The 12,826-nt window shown below is 34.7% G+C and carries 20 protein-coding genes; 1 reads left to right on the top strand and 19 read right to left on the bottom strand.

The window, feature by feature from the left end; all coding sequences use genetic code 11:
- Nucleotides 1-4 precede the first annotated feature (4 nt).
- The 8 genes from GQ47_RS08735 to GQ47_RS08770 all read right to left on the bottom strand — a co-directional run bounded on the left by GQ47_RS08735 (nt 5) and on the right by GQ47_RS08770 (nt 6,648).
- The gene (locus GQ47_RS08735) at nt 5-565 is read right to left on the bottom strand and encodes a head-tail connector protein (RefSeq protein ID WP_035647341.1); all 561 of its coding nucleotides are present in this window, start codon (nt 563-565) and stop codon (nt 5-7) included.
- Nucleotides 566-591: 26 nt separating this feature from the next.
- Entirely contained in the window at nt 592-1,002 is a 411-nt protein-coding gene (locus tag GQ47_RS23610) for a hypothetical protein (RefSeq protein ID WP_051951440.1), read from the bottom strand.
- A 68-nt stretch (nt 1,003-1,070) separates the two neighbouring features.
- On the bottom strand, nt 1,071-2,369 hold the full coding sequence (locus tag GQ47_RS08745) for a phage major capsid protein (RefSeq protein WP_035647344.1): 1,299 nt from the start codon (nt 2,367-2,369) through the stop codon (nt 1,071-1,073).
- Nucleotide 2,370: 1 nt separating this feature from the next.
- Complete coding sequence (locus tag GQ47_RS08750; protein WP_035647346.1) at nt 2,371-2,991, bottom strand: HK97 family phage prohead protease; 621 nt, start codon at nt 2,989-2,991, stop codon at nt 2,371-2,373.
- Nucleotides 2,969-4,201, bottom strand: a complete 1,233-nt coding sequence (locus tag GQ47_RS08755) for a phage portal protein (RefSeq protein WP_081909333.1) — start codon at nt 4,199-4,201, stop codon at nt 2,969-2,971. Before GQ47_RS08755 ends, GQ47_RS08750 begins: the two co-directional genes overlap by 23 nt.
- Before the next feature lie 108 nt (nt 4,202-4,309).
- Entirely contained in the window at nt 4,310-4,462 is a 153-nt protein-coding gene (locus GQ47_RS23615) for a hypothetical protein (RefSeq protein WP_193745217.1), read from the bottom strand.
- 182 nt (nt 4,463-4,644) lie between these two features.
- Nucleotides 4,645-4,896, bottom strand: a complete 252-nt coding sequence (locus GQ47_RS08765; RefSeq protein ID WP_035647352.1) for a hypothetical protein — start codon at nt 4,894-4,896, stop codon at nt 4,645-4,647.
- Nucleotides 4,897-4,914: 18 nt separating this feature from the next.
- Nucleotides 4,915-6,648, bottom strand: a complete 1,734-nt coding sequence (locus tag GQ47_RS08770) for a terminase large subunit (RefSeq protein WP_035647354.1) — start codon at nt 6,646-6,648, stop codon at nt 4,915-4,917.
- A gap of 109 nt (nt 6,649-6,757) precedes the next feature.
- Here GQ47_RS08770 and GQ47_RS08775 point away from each other — a divergent pair, with 109 nt between their 5' ends.
- Complete coding sequence (locus GQ47_RS08775) at nt 6,758-6,973, top strand: helix-turn-helix domain-containing protein (RefSeq protein WP_051951442.1); 216 nt, start codon at nt 6,758-6,760, stop codon at nt 6,971-6,973.
- A 262-nt stretch (nt 6,974-7,235) separates the two neighbouring features.
- On the opposite strand, the gene GQ47_RS08785 is transcribed toward GQ47_RS08775, so the two are convergent.
- The 11 genes from GQ47_RS08785 to GQ47_RS08830 form a co-directional block, all read right to left on the bottom strand.
- Nucleotides 7,236-7,481 (bottom strand): hypothetical protein, encoded by a 246-nt coding sequence (locus GQ47_RS08785; RefSeq protein ID WP_035647357.1) that lies wholly within the window; start codon nt 7,479-7,481, stop codon nt 7,236-7,238.
- 191 nt (nt 7,482-7,672) lie between these two features.
- A complete protein-coding gene (locus tag GQ47_RS08790; protein WP_035647362.1) occupies nt 7,673-8,557 on the bottom strand; it encodes a phosphoadenosine phosphosulfate reductase family protein in 885 nt (294 codons plus the stop codon).
- Nucleotides 8,554-8,763, bottom strand: coding sequence for an AP2 domain-containing protein (locus GQ47_RS08795; RefSeq protein WP_035647364.1), 210 nt, complete (start codon nt 8,761-8,763; stop codon nt 8,554-8,556). The genes GQ47_RS08790 and GQ47_RS08795 overlap by 4 nt, the downstream gene beginning before the upstream one ends.
- A gap of 1 nt (nt 8,764) precedes the next feature.
- Nucleotides 8,765-9,019: a hypothetical protein gene (locus GQ47_RS08800; protein WP_035647368.1), complete on the bottom strand. Its 255-nt coding sequence runs from the start codon at nt 9,017-9,019 to the stop codon at nt 8,765-8,767.
- Complete coding sequence (locus tag GQ47_RS23620; RefSeq protein WP_193745218.1) at nt 9,016-9,174, bottom strand: hypothetical protein; 159 nt, start codon at nt 9,172-9,174, stop codon at nt 9,016-9,018. The genes GQ47_RS08800 and GQ47_RS23620 overlap by 4 nt, the downstream gene beginning before the upstream one ends.
- Before the next feature lie 15 nt (nt 9,175-9,189).
- Nucleotides 9,190-9,633 (bottom strand): P27 family phage terminase small subunit, encoded by a 444-nt coding sequence (locus tag GQ47_RS08805; protein WP_035647369.1) that lies wholly within the window; start codon nt 9,631-9,633, stop codon nt 9,190-9,192.
- 99 nt (nt 9,634-9,732) lie between these two features.
- Nucleotides 9,733-10,038, bottom strand: a complete 306-nt coding sequence (locus tag GQ47_RS23855) for an HNH endonuclease (RefSeq protein WP_051951444.1) — start codon at nt 10,036-10,038, stop codon at nt 9,733-9,735.
- Nucleotides 10,039-10,040: 2 nt separating this feature from the next.
- Complete coding sequence (dnaB, locus tag GQ47_RS08815) at nt 10,041-11,531, bottom strand: replicative DNA helicase (protein WP_371199626.1); 1,491 nt, start codon at nt 11,529-11,531, stop codon at nt 10,041-10,043.
- 73 nt (nt 11,532-11,604) lie between these two features.
- Nucleotides 11,605-12,303, bottom strand: coding sequence for a helix-turn-helix domain-containing protein (locus GQ47_RS22845; RefSeq protein ID WP_051951446.1), 699 nt, complete (start codon nt 12,301-12,303; stop codon nt 11,605-11,607).
- A 3-nt stretch (nt 12,304-12,306) separates the two neighbouring features.
- Nucleotides 12,307-12,525 (bottom strand): hypothetical protein, encoded by a 219-nt coding sequence (locus tag GQ47_RS08825; RefSeq protein WP_035647372.1) that lies wholly within the window; start codon nt 12,523-12,525, stop codon nt 12,307-12,309.
- Nucleotides 12,491-12,823 (bottom strand): hypothetical protein, encoded by a 333-nt coding sequence (locus tag GQ47_RS08830; RefSeq protein ID WP_152561012.1) that lies wholly within the window; start codon nt 12,821-12,823, stop codon nt 12,491-12,493. Before GQ47_RS08830 ends, GQ47_RS08825 begins: the two co-directional genes overlap by 35 nt.
- Between the last annotated feature and the right edge of the window lie 3 nt (nt 12,824-12,826).

Raw genomic sequence — 12,826 nt, forward strand, 5'->3', positions numbered from 1 at the left:
AACATTAATATTTTCTGTACGCTCTACATAAAGCATCAGCCGCACGGTTATAACCTATTTCTGCACGATCTTCACGACGCTCGTATTGATCTCCAATAAGCAACAACATTGATTGTTTTAACGGTGCTGGAACTTGTGCCGTTACCCAACCTTGTTTTACAGTAATAATCACTGCATCGTCTCGCTTTTCTGTTAAAGGCGGGTTTTTAAACGTAATTGTTTTTGTTCCTACTACCATTCCAGGACGAACTTTATAACTATCAGCGTCAAGCGTAGTTAGTTCGGTTTCGCCCTGTTTATAGTATTTTACACTTGTTACTTCGTCGTTATCATAATTAACAGCAAAATTTACAGTTTCGAACTGCGAAACTTCCATAACAAAATCACGTGTATCGATTGAACGATTTATGTAGTTTTGTCTGTCTTCTTTAGCTGAATCAATATAACCTTGAATCAATTCATCTTCTGAACTTTCTCCAACTCTTAGCTTTAGATGTTTTTTCGCCTGTGCAAGTGTTACACATACTGTAACTGCTTGATTTTTATAATAACTATCGGTAACCATTTTTTTTAAACAATTAGAGGTTTAAATTACTTCGTAGGCTTTGTTTCTTTAGCTTCCTGTTCAGCTTTAGCTTTTTCCTCGACTTCCTGTTTAGCTTTTGCTTCTGCTTCTGCCTTTGCTTTAGCTTCCTGTTTAGCTTTTGCTTCTGCTTCCGCCTTTGATTTAGCTTCTGCTTCTGCCTTTGCTTTAGCTTCCTGTTCAGCTTTAGCTTTTTCCTCGGCTTCCTGTTTAGCTTTTGCTTCTGCTTCCGCCTTTGATTTAGCTTCTGCTTCTGCCTTTGCTTTAGCTTCCTGTTCAGCATCTTCTTTTTCTTTAGCATAGCCTAAGTCAACAATTTCTTTTCCTTTATTTTCTTCAATTTCAAATTCATGACCTTCACGAAATGGAAGATCAAATCTTGCCAAAGGAAGCAATGCGATTAACCAAATTTTTTTCATTTTTTATTAAGTTTTATGTTTAACAAATAATCTGCAAACTTTACGCATGCAGATTATTTTAAAACTGATTAAACTGTTTTGAAGAAACTATTTACTGCGAAAGCTTTTTTGTTTGCCACTTGAACATCCGCTTCCATATTAACAACAACTTTTACGCTGTTTGCTCCTGCTGCAGTTAATGGATCAACAACAAAAGCAATACCGCCCCATTGTCCAACAAACAGTTGGCTAAAATCTCCAAAAATTGCAGTATGTAATTCAGGCGTTCCTGCAATAGTTTTCACTAAAGAAGTTGCTACTGATTTAATACCACCTATTTTACCATTTTCAGCAATAAAACCAGCACCAGTTCCTTTTTGAATAGTCTCTAATAATGCCATCAATGTAGGATCAAGCAAATAACCTAAAGATACTTCTGTAGAATCTGCTGCTTGAATTTTTCCTTTTAACTCATTGATTAACGCCCACGTTGGAGTTGCCGCCGCCGTAGAACTTCCAGCACCTAAACCTGACATATTTAATAACCCTAAAGGATCTTTAACACCTAAACCATTAATTGAAGCATCATTTAAAGCTCTACCTGCTGCATTTCTAAGATTATTCATAACCATTGTCTGAGCATCAACAGAAGAATTATTAAGCAATCTGTTTGAAATCAACACAACAGCCGCCGCTCTTTTTGGGTCTAATTCAGGACCGGTAATAGTCGCTTTTTGAGAAGTAGCTTCCTCGGTTTCATTGTACCATGAAAAAGCATAGTTTGCAGGCACAGGCAAAGGCAATTTCCCACCTGAAAGCCCTGTTAAAACAGTAGCACCTAATTCCTCAATAAATAATTTAGGAATAAATGATTCTACTACTCTTGGAGCTTGTGGCTGTACTAATTTACCTCCATAATTACCACTATCTTCAGAAACTGTTTGAGCTGAAGCACGAACCATTGTAGCAGGCATAATAAAAGAATGATCAGCAACATCTTTATTAGATGCACGCATTTCAGAAACCCCTAAATCATGCACTTCTTTTTCCGCACCTTCCCATTTTCCTGATCCAGCCATTCTAATAGCTGTACCGATATTAAAACGTGTTTGAAGTTTTTCGATTTCTCTTTGCTCACCATCCTTTCCGTCTTCTGAACTAACAGATTTACCAGGTTTAACAATACCAAAATCACGCTGGTTTTCTTCCATTTTTTCAGCGATTTCTAAAGCAGATCTTTTTTCATCAATTTGCTTTTGCAAATCATTAAACGACTTAGTTTCCGCTTCATTTAAATCTCGATTTTCTTTTTGTGCAGTTGCCAAAAGAGCTTCCTGCGAGCTTACAAATCCACTAAGCTCTTGTCTGATTTCAACAGATTTTTTCATTTTACAAACGATTTTTATTAATTGATACTTGAGCTTCAAAGGTTGATAGCCCTTTATTTTCTCTAACCTCTTCAGGTTTATTTTCTTTATTCAATTCCGCTCTTATCGATTCAATCATTTCGACAGAACGTTTCAACGCGTCAGGATTTGAACCTAGCGGAACAATTGACCACTCTAACAATTCAGTTCTTGTGAAATACAATACACCAGGGTTTTCTCCATCGGCTGCAATTCCCATTCTCCACTCGAGCGGATTCGCTCCAACCGATGCCATTCGCAAAGTTCCTTCCTTAACTTTTTTCCAAATTTTCTCAGCTGTAGGATTTGTTTCTTCGCTCTCGAAACGCACTTTTCCGATTAACTGCTCACCCTCAACCCATACTTCAGAAGTTCCTAAAATCATATCAGGATTATCTGACCATGTGCGGTGACCATAAGCGACAATCGGATTATTTTGATAGCGTTTTAAATCCCAACCATCTATTTTAAATATGGTATCATAACTGTCAACAGCTTCAGTCGAAATAACAAATTCAGCCTCTCTGTTTTTAATATTTTCTTCACTCAAAGCACGTATTACGGCTTCACGAATTACTGTATCAGGTGCTTGGATTTTTTTCATTTTTAGAAATTCTTAAATTATTCTCGATCTGTTTTTCTGTATATGTATTTGCCGGAGTTAAATGTTCATTCAACAAATCAGGACCGTTATTTTCATCTTCTTTTCTTCTGATTTCCTGTCGGCTGTAAACTCCCAACGTTCCCATTTTTGAATAATATTCACCACGGCTTTTAATATCTGCACGAAGCAATACATTGATATTTCCTTTGAAATAACAAGTTGTTCTTTCTTTTGAACTCAAAAGTTTTTTAGTAAACTCTTGTTCAATATTTGTTACTAAAGGCTGAATTGTATCGCTAACGTGATCTAAAGACTGCTGTTCGATATTATTATTCGTGGACTGCTCAAGCGATTTGATTTTATGAGGCGCTATATTGAACCAGCGTGCAATATCTTCGATATTAAATTTTTGCTGTTCGATAATTTGCAATTCCTGAGGTGTAATTGTGATTGGATTAAATTTCATTCCTTCATCTAACACTACTACTCTATCAGCAGATTTTTCACCCATTGCGTTACGCCATGCAGTCGTTATTCCTTTCTTATCTTTAATCACTTTATCAGTTTCTACAACTCCTTGACGAACACCTTTGCTATTCATATTAACAGTTGCAAACTCTTGTGTTTTTAAAGCTAAATCCAACTGCATAGATGCAAATGTGATTGTAGAAATACCAACCAAACCATTTAGAGAGAATTGCTTAAAGTGTAAAACTTCAGACGACATTAACGGTTTACTGTATCCGTTTACATAATAGAATAATTCACCTTTACTCAATACAACATCCGTAACATCATCCCACGGAATATACTTTACTGATTCAGGATAACCATTGTTATATGATATTATTTCAAAAAGACAATTACCGCGTAAAGGCAATGAAACACCTATCAACTTTTTAAAAGTGTAAGGTGTCATTAGGTAATTAGGCTGTTTTGAAACTATAAAATCGGCACTGTGATTAACCAATCTTTCTTTATTACCATCAATATCTTGATAGAGTGCAAAAGGTGTTTTCGCCAAGTCGTTTGAAATCTGTTCAACGGCATTAAAAACAGCCGCTAACTTTAGCGATTCTTTAACTTTAATATTAGAAGTACCTATTCCGCCATAAGAAAAGTATGGACTGAAATCATTCATTAATGTTGATACACCTCTTTCCTGAGGTGAGCTAAACATTCGAGAAAAGGCACTATCGAAAATTGACATAGCTTATAATTTACTATGTAAAAGTAGATAGTGCCTTTTGTGGTAATTGTTAACTAAGGTAACAATATTATTTTTCAGTGGTGAAGTGATTGTTTTTGGTTAAGGAGTTTAAAATTTAAAATACCATTCTTTATTATTTTTCTCGAATGTATAACTATTTTTATCTACTGCAACTGTAACCACATCAGCACCGTAGGTTTTTGGATCAGGTAATCTTTGAATTGCTGCTTTAAGATTTTTTGCTTTTAATTTATCGCTCATTGCTGTTATTTTTAAAGGTTTCTGCTTTTACCATGTATAAGCCTATTATAAATTCTACTATTATCAATATAATTACCAAGATTTTTCTTACTGTGTTTTCAGCGATAAAATGCCAATCAAGCAATATAGACGTTACAAAGGCTAGTAAGAAAACGGTTACGATTATTATAATTTGTTTCATTTTATTTTTTATTAAATTTTGACAACTGTACCCTAAAAGAAGCGTAATCGCTATACCTAAATTCTCCAAATAATTCATGATACAAATCGTTTACATGATTGAAACAATCACTATTCGATCGAAAATCAGATAACTTACTAAAGTAATAATCGTAGAATTTAGCAGGTGTCGAAAGACTTTGCATTAGTTCAATTTTTTTTTCAAGTTTTGCTTTTTCAAGTCGAAAAACATTTTCTTCGGCGGCTGTCATCATATTTACTGGGTTTAATTATTAGCATTCGAATATGTGATTTGGGTCATTGTAGTAACTTTCGTTTGCATCATCTTCGTCGGGTGATAAATGCGCTGCTAAAGCATTAACTAATGCCGCCCAACCGTCGATGCGTTTTTTGTTTTTGTGGCTTTCTTTTTTTGAAAGCATTATGTTTCCTTTTGAATCTTCGATAGGTACACACGCCGCTAACATCCAGTCCATAACCGGATTACCGTCATGTTTGATTTTTCCGTCGTAGATTAATTTTTCAAGCATTTTTGTTGGATGGTTTAAGCGGCTCATAATTTGTGAAAGTTCTGAAACTGGAATTTCCATTTCCACAAGTTCAGAAAGCAAACTGCTGGCGTTCCAACGGTCAGCATCTATTCTCTGAATATTGAACGTTTCAAAATTGTCTCGTATATATCGCTTTAAATAATTATAGTCGACACGGTTACCAGGTGTTGCAATCATAAAACCAGCATCTACCCAATATCGATATGGTACACCGTCATTTTTACTACGGCGGTCGATGTTATCTTCAGGACAAAACAAGAATACTATAAGGTACTGATTACCTTCATCGTCAGGATTTGTCAATATATCGAAAGCGGTAATATCAGCCACGGAAGACAAATCCAAACCTCCGTTTGAGCCAAATTCTTTCGCTTTTTCGAGTACAAATGCTTTGTAATCTTCGATTTCAACTTTGTTTTTTGTCCATTCTTCAGCAGGAATCCACGCACTAAGACCATCAACCCACATATTTAAATGCTTGGTTTTGAAATTTGGAATTTTAGAAGGTTGATTTACTGCTTTGATAAACTCTCTTTGCATTTGAGCAATATCCAAGCCATTTCCTAATAATGGATTCGCCTTGATCCATACGCTTTGATCTTGCCAGTCGTCACCTTCGTCAAGATCATGAATCATTATCCAAAGGTGATTGTCGGTTTTTTGACCGTTCAGCACTTCAATAACAGAATCTTCGTAATTTTTACATACTGATCCTTTATTACTTCCTGCGGTAGTGATATGCCAAAGCAAAGGTTGCTTACGCTGTACAGATGACGATTCTAAGTTTTCTTTTACTGAATCATCTTTATGAGCATGGTATTCATCGATAATCGAAAGATGCGCGTTAATTCCGTCCTGAGTACTGGAATCACCACCTAACGGAGACATAAAAGAAGCTGTACGAGTGAAACCAATCTTTTTTTGCTGGACAAAAAAGCCCATTTTTTGCAGATTTCTGTTCGCTACAGGCGATTGTATAAATTGTGCCGCTTGCCTCCAGCAAATTTTTGCTTGATCTTCTTTAGTTGCACCTACATAACACTCAGCTTCCATTTCCATATCAAAAGACATGCAGAAAAGCGACAAACCAGCCATTTCTGCTGATTTACCGTTTTTCTTGGCTCTTTTGTCGTAAACTGTAGAAATACGTCGTTTTCCTGTACTATCCATCCATCCGAAGACATTGTACATTGTAAAAGCTTGAAATGGCTCTAAAACAAACGGCTTTCCTGCCAATTTACCTTTTGTATGGTTTAAAAAAGTAGGGAAAAAGTTGACAATTTGCATTCCCTTGTTATGATCTAACACAAAACCGTCTTGTTCAGCAGTTTCAATCCAGCTGTAAAAACGCTCAACCGCTTGTTTTATCTTTTTTCCAGTTACTATTTTCCCTGTACGCACGTCGTTTGCGTATTGAAAAGGAACTGAAGCAAGCATTTGGTTTGTGATTTTCATTCTTTTTTAAATCGTTTTATTGTTAATTGGTCATATATAGCATCAAAAAGCTTTCCAATGACACCCACGAGTGTCGGTTTATTTTAAAAGTTTACCGCAATTTTATCTCGTGATAGAAAGCGAAAAAATATTTATTCAGTCCGTTGGTGACAAATTGCGAGAGATTAGATTGTCTAAAAACTTATCTCAGGAAAATCTTTCTTTGGAAGCTGACGTTCCAAGAAATGTAATCGGGCGTATTGAACGAGGTGAAACGAATGCTAAAATTGTTACGCTTCATAAAATTTGTGGTGCTTTGAAGGTTAGTCCTCGTGAGTTGTTTTGATATTAACTTCTTCGTCTAATTCCTTAATATTTTCTTTTAGGTACTTTGTAATTTTTTCATAACCTTCCGAAGTACTTTTTTGATCAAAACCTCTAAATTTAACACGTGCTGGATACACTTCAATAACTTCATTTTTTTCTGAAAAACGAAATACAATTGCCTAGCCGAAAAGGTGTAAAAATTGATTTATAACAAACAAGAGACCAACGTCTCTAAACTCCTTCCATTCTTTTCTTTTAATCATGATTTTATGTTTTAAAAGTTATTTTGACTGAATTTCAATTCTAAGGCGATTTCTTATGTTGAACACATATTTATCTGCCTCACCGAATAATATCTTCTTAAAAAGCTTTATTTTAAGTTCTTCATCTTTTAGGTAGTTCGAAAGTTTGTTAGCAGAGGTCAATTTCGTGTTTTTGACAGATTTTTCTTTCGGATTTTCTAAAACTCGTATAATGAAGTTTTGATTTATTTTTGCGTTTGTTGGGTTGTCTGATTTTAGTGCCATAGTTATTTTCGTTTACGTTTTTTCTTTTTTGGTATTAAATTGCTCGGAAATTTTCGCCTATTTTTTTTGGTTGCACCTCCGTTTTGTTCGAATGCTTCAGCCCTTTCATAAGCTGCTAATTTTCTAGCTTCAATTTCTTCGTTTGACCACATGATTATTTATTGAATTAATTTTTAAAATATTTTTATATATCATTTTCCACAAAACAACCCGCAGGATTTAACAGATAGAACATCATAAAATTCTTCATCATCTTCATCCGATGGATTAACAAATAAATCCAACTGAACTTTCTTTGCGATATATTTACTGATTGAATAAATTCTTTTCGTTTTGATACGTTCTGCATTTTCACGTATTTTTCGCATAGGGTAATCTCTTTTCCATGTATATTCATATTCTCCTCCTTGAGATTCATACCATTCCATTTTATCAAACAACATAGGATAAGTTTCAAGCATCCAAACCAGTTCGTAAAGTATCTGATTAAAACATATAAAACAGTTTGCTCTTGAACGTCCAGCGAAAAGAATATCAAATTCATACTCTGTCAAAAGTATTTTTACATCAAAATTTAAAATTCTACAAACTTCTTTATAAACACTTTCCCAAAAAAAGACCGGAGGCTTTAATCCTTTTGAATTGATAATTAAATACACTCCTTTTAAATCAATTCCTTTTTCCAACAAAGGCATTTTAGAATGAATATTTGGTGATGTTGTGTTATTAAATCCTGCACGATTTTCATCAGCTCTAATACCATAATAAACCGTACATTCTTCACCATTAATCCATTTAACAAAAGGCTCAATTTTAGATTTTCTTGTACAATATCTTGCTTTTTGATTTGGTAAAAAGTAATTATACATTTCAATAATTGCTTCTAGATTCTCACCAACGTGAACAATTTTTTTACCTAAATATTTTTCAACGTTCTGCATCCACTTAAAAACTTCGGGTAATTCAGATCCAGTGGGATTAAACACGTATTCATATGGTAAATCAGGTTCTAATTCCTTTTGTAGAATTGCAGTAGCTAAACTATCTTTTCCTGAAATCGGAATTATGAACCTCATGCCGCTGGTTTTAAAATTTGCAAAGGTTTCTTTAATCCTAAAGCAAGGATTTTCATGTCTCTAGCTTTAGCCGCATCACGTTCATTGTCGAAGTAACCACAATCGTATTTTACTCCTTGTCCTGAAACACTTGATCGCCATTTTTGCATGCTTCTGTTCCAACCTACACCCGTGTATTTTGAAACTCTTGAGCTTTGTCTTTTCATACTAATATGATTTTAGTTCTTTTGGAAGGAAAGATTTTCCTTTACTAAGAAAGTTTGATACTGAATCGTAGAATCTTTCGAAATGTGATTTTTTAGTCGCTAACCTTTTTAATTGTTCGTGAAGTTCTCGTGAATATTCAGTTGTACCACTAAAACCATCACTTAAGCGTCCGAAAGCATTTGACATAACTTTAGCGCTTTCAGCCATTGTTAACGGATCGACAGGCTTACCTTCTGACACAAATACTGTTTTCATAAATTTTTGTTTTTAGGTGATAAATAGTCATTTATAATTTTATTTACTTTTTGCTGAGATAAATTGAATTGCTGAGCAATAGACGGAATCGAGTTTAATTTGCTGAAACGCCATTTTAGAATAATCTTTGCCTTGGTTTTTTTATCGATTTCCATGACCGAAATTTTTTATTATCCGTGACTTGCTTTTAAGAAAGCATCGAACAAATCAGTTTGAGCCGGATCACCCGTTAACTTTAATTCTTTGTCAGATTTTGGATCTAAACCAAAAAGCTTGAAACATTTCATTAAAGTGTCGGCTGCATCATTTTTTAAAGTAAGCTCAACCGAAATATTACTTGCACCGGATTTAAAAGTTTGGATATAACCTGTTCCAAATTCTTTTTTGTTTTTTTCTTTCATACGCTCGAGAGCGAATTGAAATTGCGCCATTGCTTCAGCATAAATTTCTAAAGCATTCAAATATGTTTCTTTCATACGGTCATTTTTAGCTAAAACATTTCCCATAAACTTGTAATGTTTTTTAGCCGAATCCGTTAGATATTTTGGCGGTGTAGGCACTTGCATTAAAGTGTCTTTTCCTTTTCCAATCGATACAACTTCTAGATTATCCATAACTTAACTATTTTAAACTTTAACCCCCCCTCACTTTTTTAACTCCGAGTAAAATCTTGACTGAACAGCGATGTACGCCATGTACAGCCTCGTGAGATTTCACCCCATACCCCTGCTTTCAGCCGCAGATTTTCTATTATGGCATTTTTCACATAATGCTTGAATATTGCTTTCTTCGAACGCTTCACCGCCCGCTTTCATTCGTACCTTATGATCTGCCACTGTTGCCGCAGTCACATAACCATCTCTCTCACAATGAACACACAGAGGATTCCTTTCTAAGTAAGACTTACGAAAGTTTCTCCAACGTCTCGAGTTATAAAATTCATCATCTTTATCTTCTCTACCAAATGCAACACTAGGCCTCACCCAGCTACGATTTACTTTCTTTGCAGATCTTGCCATGATTAAAACGGTGTATCTTTATCTTCCTCATCCGAGACCGAATCACTAGCTACATCAAACGCTTCGTTAGGCGAAACAACAGGCAATGCTTTAGTCTCTTCATCATCAATACCATCATCTTTCATATCTTCAGGACATTCAACATCAACATATTTTGTCTTATCACCAACCCATTTAAGCATTGTCATATTTGTCGCACCGCCTCGATACTTTGCAAAGATCACTTCAGAATCTGCACCAGCTTCAATAACCGCTCTCATTGAATCATCGTAATCACTTGCATCAACATCAATTTTATAATAAGCCGGACGGTATAAGAACTGTACAATATCCGCATCTTGTTCAATCGCTCCACTCTCACGCAAATCAGACAACATAGGTCGTTTACTTGAGCCACGAGTTTCAACCGCTCTCGACAACTGAGATAAAGCAATTACAGGAATATCAAGTTCTTTAGCCAATCTTTTCAATCTTCTTGAAATAGAACTAATCTCATTCTCACGATTATTTCCCTTAATTGATCTGTCAGTCATAAGCTGCAAATAATCAATCACAAGCAACTTAATTCCGTACTTACGCTTCCATGTTTTAGCCTGAATTACAATATCACTTATATCCGTTTTTCCTGAATCATCAGCATAAAAAGGATAATTCTTAATCCTGTCTTGATGCCCGTTGTAAGTAATAAAATACTCAGGTTTATCAAATCCTTTTTTCAATAATTGATTCATGTGAAATTGAGTATCAATCGCCACAACTCTAGCCGTCAACTGCATCATAGACATTTCCAAAGAAATCATTCCAACAGGATTACCAACCTTACAGTTTTCAATTGCCGTTTTCAAAACATAAGCCGTCTTACCCATTCCAGGACGAGCTGCTATAATCACTAAATCTTGTTCACGATAACCAGCTGTGTACTTATCAATTCGCCTGTAACCAGTTGGAATACCAACCATTTTAACCTCTTCCTTATTAGCCGTTAAAAGCTCAATAGATTGCTTAAGACTTTGTAAAGCAGTTGGCAATGACATTGTTTCACGACCAGTAGAAATAAAATCCTGAACTTTATCAAACTCTGATTGCCAACGTTGCATCAATTCAAAAATATCAGTCGTATCATTGTATGCTAATGCTATAATCGTACTCGAAAAAGCAATCGTTTGGCGAGCCATAAACTTTTGAATAATCAATCTACAGTGATAATCAATGTGTGCTGCAGATGCAATTTTTTGCATTAGCTCGATTAAATAAAATTCACCGCCAGCTAAATCAGATTTTCCTAATTTTCTAAGCTCAGACCCTACAGTTAACAAATCAATTGGATTACCAGCATTGTATAAACTTAAAATAGCTTCGAAAATATGTTTGTGAGCATCTTTATAAAAAACATCAGGTTTTGAAATAATTGACAAAGCTTCATCAACACCTTTAGGATCAATAAGCATAGCACCCAAAACAGCACATTCAACATCAACACATTGTGGCGGCAACTTTCCCTTTTCCAAATCGATTATCTTAGTTTTTTCCACTTTGACAGCTTTTACATTTTTAAAGTTTTCCATTTTAAAAACCTCCAAATTTTTCTTTTTTAACTTCAGCTTTTAACTCAATCACTTTTCCGTCATACTTATCCTGATTTGAAATCCAGTTTATTGCAAACTTTCTGAAACGACCTTCAAGAACATCACCATCATACTCTAACTTTTCTTGCAACACAGTAGCTTCAAACAATTGCACAAATTTGTCATAATCGATAATTTGTTTTCTATACTGCACCATCATAGTCTCAAATCGACTTGGATAATTTTCTTCAAAAAAAGCGAGAGCAGTTTGTTCTTTATTCTCTGTATTTTTAATTGTATTATTAGATGTATTATTATTCCTTATATAAGGAGTGATTTTTTCGTCACTAGGTTGTGATTTTTTTGTCAATAGGCTAGTGATTTTTTTGTCACTACCTCGTGATTTTTTTGTCACTACTTGATCCAAAGAACCTGAAAGAAAAAGCTTCCTTTTATTACCATCCTTTTTAATAACTTCAACAGAAATATATCCCCCTTTTTCGAGGTCAGAAATCCAACGAGAAACCGTCTTTTGATCTACTTTATACAGCTTAGCAAAATATTCGTTTCCAGCCCAGCAAAAACCCGAAGTATTGCACAAAGCAGTTATTTCACCGTACAGCAATTTTGCGTTAGGTTTTAAATTCTGATCATAACGGACATTAGCCGGAATGAGAGCATAAAAATTTGGCTGATCCATATCTTATAAAATATTTAAGCAACTTTTAATCTCCAATACTTTTTCATTTTTACCTTTTAAAACACCATCTTTAAAACCAAATTCGTACAATGCTTCAAAAATATCTGCATAAGTCTCCCCAATCCCTACTTTTATCTCCCCAACACCAGGAACATCCAAAACCCTAGGATTCCTATCCTGAACCACTTTAATACCCATTTTCTCTAATTGAATAGTTGTCATTGCACTTTAATTTTAATTCTTTATAAACACTTTCAATTTTTAATTCAAACCCAGGAACAACTTTTTTCATATACTCCAATTCAGCAACAACAGTTGGTACGTACAAATAAGATATTTGATAGTTAACCGCTAATGCACGAGCACAATAATTTTCAGATGTAAACAAAATAAAAACAACCACTTTTTTAACGAGAGTGTCTTTCAAACTCACTATTTCAGACACTCGGCAATCAAATATTTTTGACACTGCATCTTCCACAACTTTAGCTTTTTCGTTGTCAAAAGCGATTGTTTTCATCAT

The sequence above is a fragment of the Flavobacterium sp. ASV13 genome, assembly GCF_000745775.1.
Lineage (GTDB): Bacteria > Bacteroidota > Bacteroidia > Flavobacteriales > Flavobacteriaceae > Flavobacterium.

Coding starts and splice junctions, on each gene's coding strand:
- GQ47_RS08735 (WP_035647341.1), bottom strand. CDS start 565: ATGGTTACCGATAGTTATTATAAAAATCAAGCAGTTACAGTATGTGTA.
- GQ47_RS23610 (WP_051951440.1), bottom strand. CDS start 1,002: ATGAAAAAAATTTGGTTAATCGCATTGCTTCCTTTGGCAAGATTTGAT.
- GQ47_RS08745 (WP_035647344.1), bottom strand. CDS start 2,369: ATGAAAAAATCTGTTGAAATCAGACAAGAGCTTAGTGGATTTGTAAGC.
- GQ47_RS08750 (WP_035647346.1), bottom strand. CDS start 2,991: ATGAAAAAAATCCAAGCACCTGATACAGTAATTCGTGAAGCCGTAATA.
- GQ47_RS08755 (WP_081909333.1), bottom strand. CDS start 4,201: ATGTCAATTTTCGATAGTGCCTTTTCTCGAATGTTTAGCTCACCTCAG.
- GQ47_RS23615 (WP_193745217.1), bottom strand. CDS start 4,462: ATGAGCGATAAATTAAAAGCAAAAAATCTTAAAGCAGCAATTCAAAGA.
- GQ47_RS08765 (WP_035647352.1), bottom strand. CDS start 4,896: ATGATGACAGCCGCCGAAGAAAATGTTTTTCGACTTGAAAAAGCAAAA.
- GQ47_RS08770 (WP_035647354.1), bottom strand. CDS start 6,648: ATGAAAATCACAAACCAAATGCTTGCTTCAGTTCCTTTTCAATACGCA.
- GQ47_RS08785 (WP_035647357.1), bottom strand. CDS start 7,481: ATGGCACTAAAATCAGACAACCCAACAAACGCAAAAATAAATCAAAAC.
- GQ47_RS08790 (WP_035647362.1), bottom strand. CDS start 8,557: ATGAGGTTCATAATTCCGATTTCAGGAAAAGATAGTTTAGCTACTGCA.
- GQ47_RS08795 (WP_035647364.1), bottom strand. CDS start 8,763: ATGAAAAGACAAAGCTCAAGAGTTTCAAAATACACGGGTGTAGGTTGG.
- GQ47_RS08800 (WP_035647368.1), bottom strand. CDS start 9,019: ATGAAAACAGTATTTGTGTCAGAAGGTAAGCCTGTCGATCCGTTAACA.
- GQ47_RS23620 (WP_193745218.1), bottom strand. CDS start 9,174: ATGGAAATCGATAAAAAAACCAAGGCAAAGATTATTCTAAAATGGCGT.
- GQ47_RS08805 (WP_035647369.1), bottom strand. CDS start 9,633: ATGGATAATCTAGAAGTTGTATCGATTGGAAAAGGAAAAGACACTTTA.
- GQ47_RS23855 (WP_051951444.1), bottom strand. CDS start 10,038: ATGGCAAGATCTGCAAAGAAAGTAAATCGTAGCTGGGTGAGGCCTAGT.
- GQ47_RS22845 (WP_051951446.1), bottom strand. CDS start 12,303: ATGGATCAGCCAAATTTTTATGCTCTCATTCCGGCTAATGTCCGTTAT.
- GQ47_RS08825 (WP_035647372.1), bottom strand. CDS start 12,525: ATGACAACTATTCAATTAGAGAAAATGGGTATTAAAGTGGTTCAGGAT.
- GQ47_RS08830 (WP_152561012.1), bottom strand. CDS start 12,823: ATGAAAACAATCGCTTTTGACAACGAAAAAGCTAAAGTTGTGGAAGAT.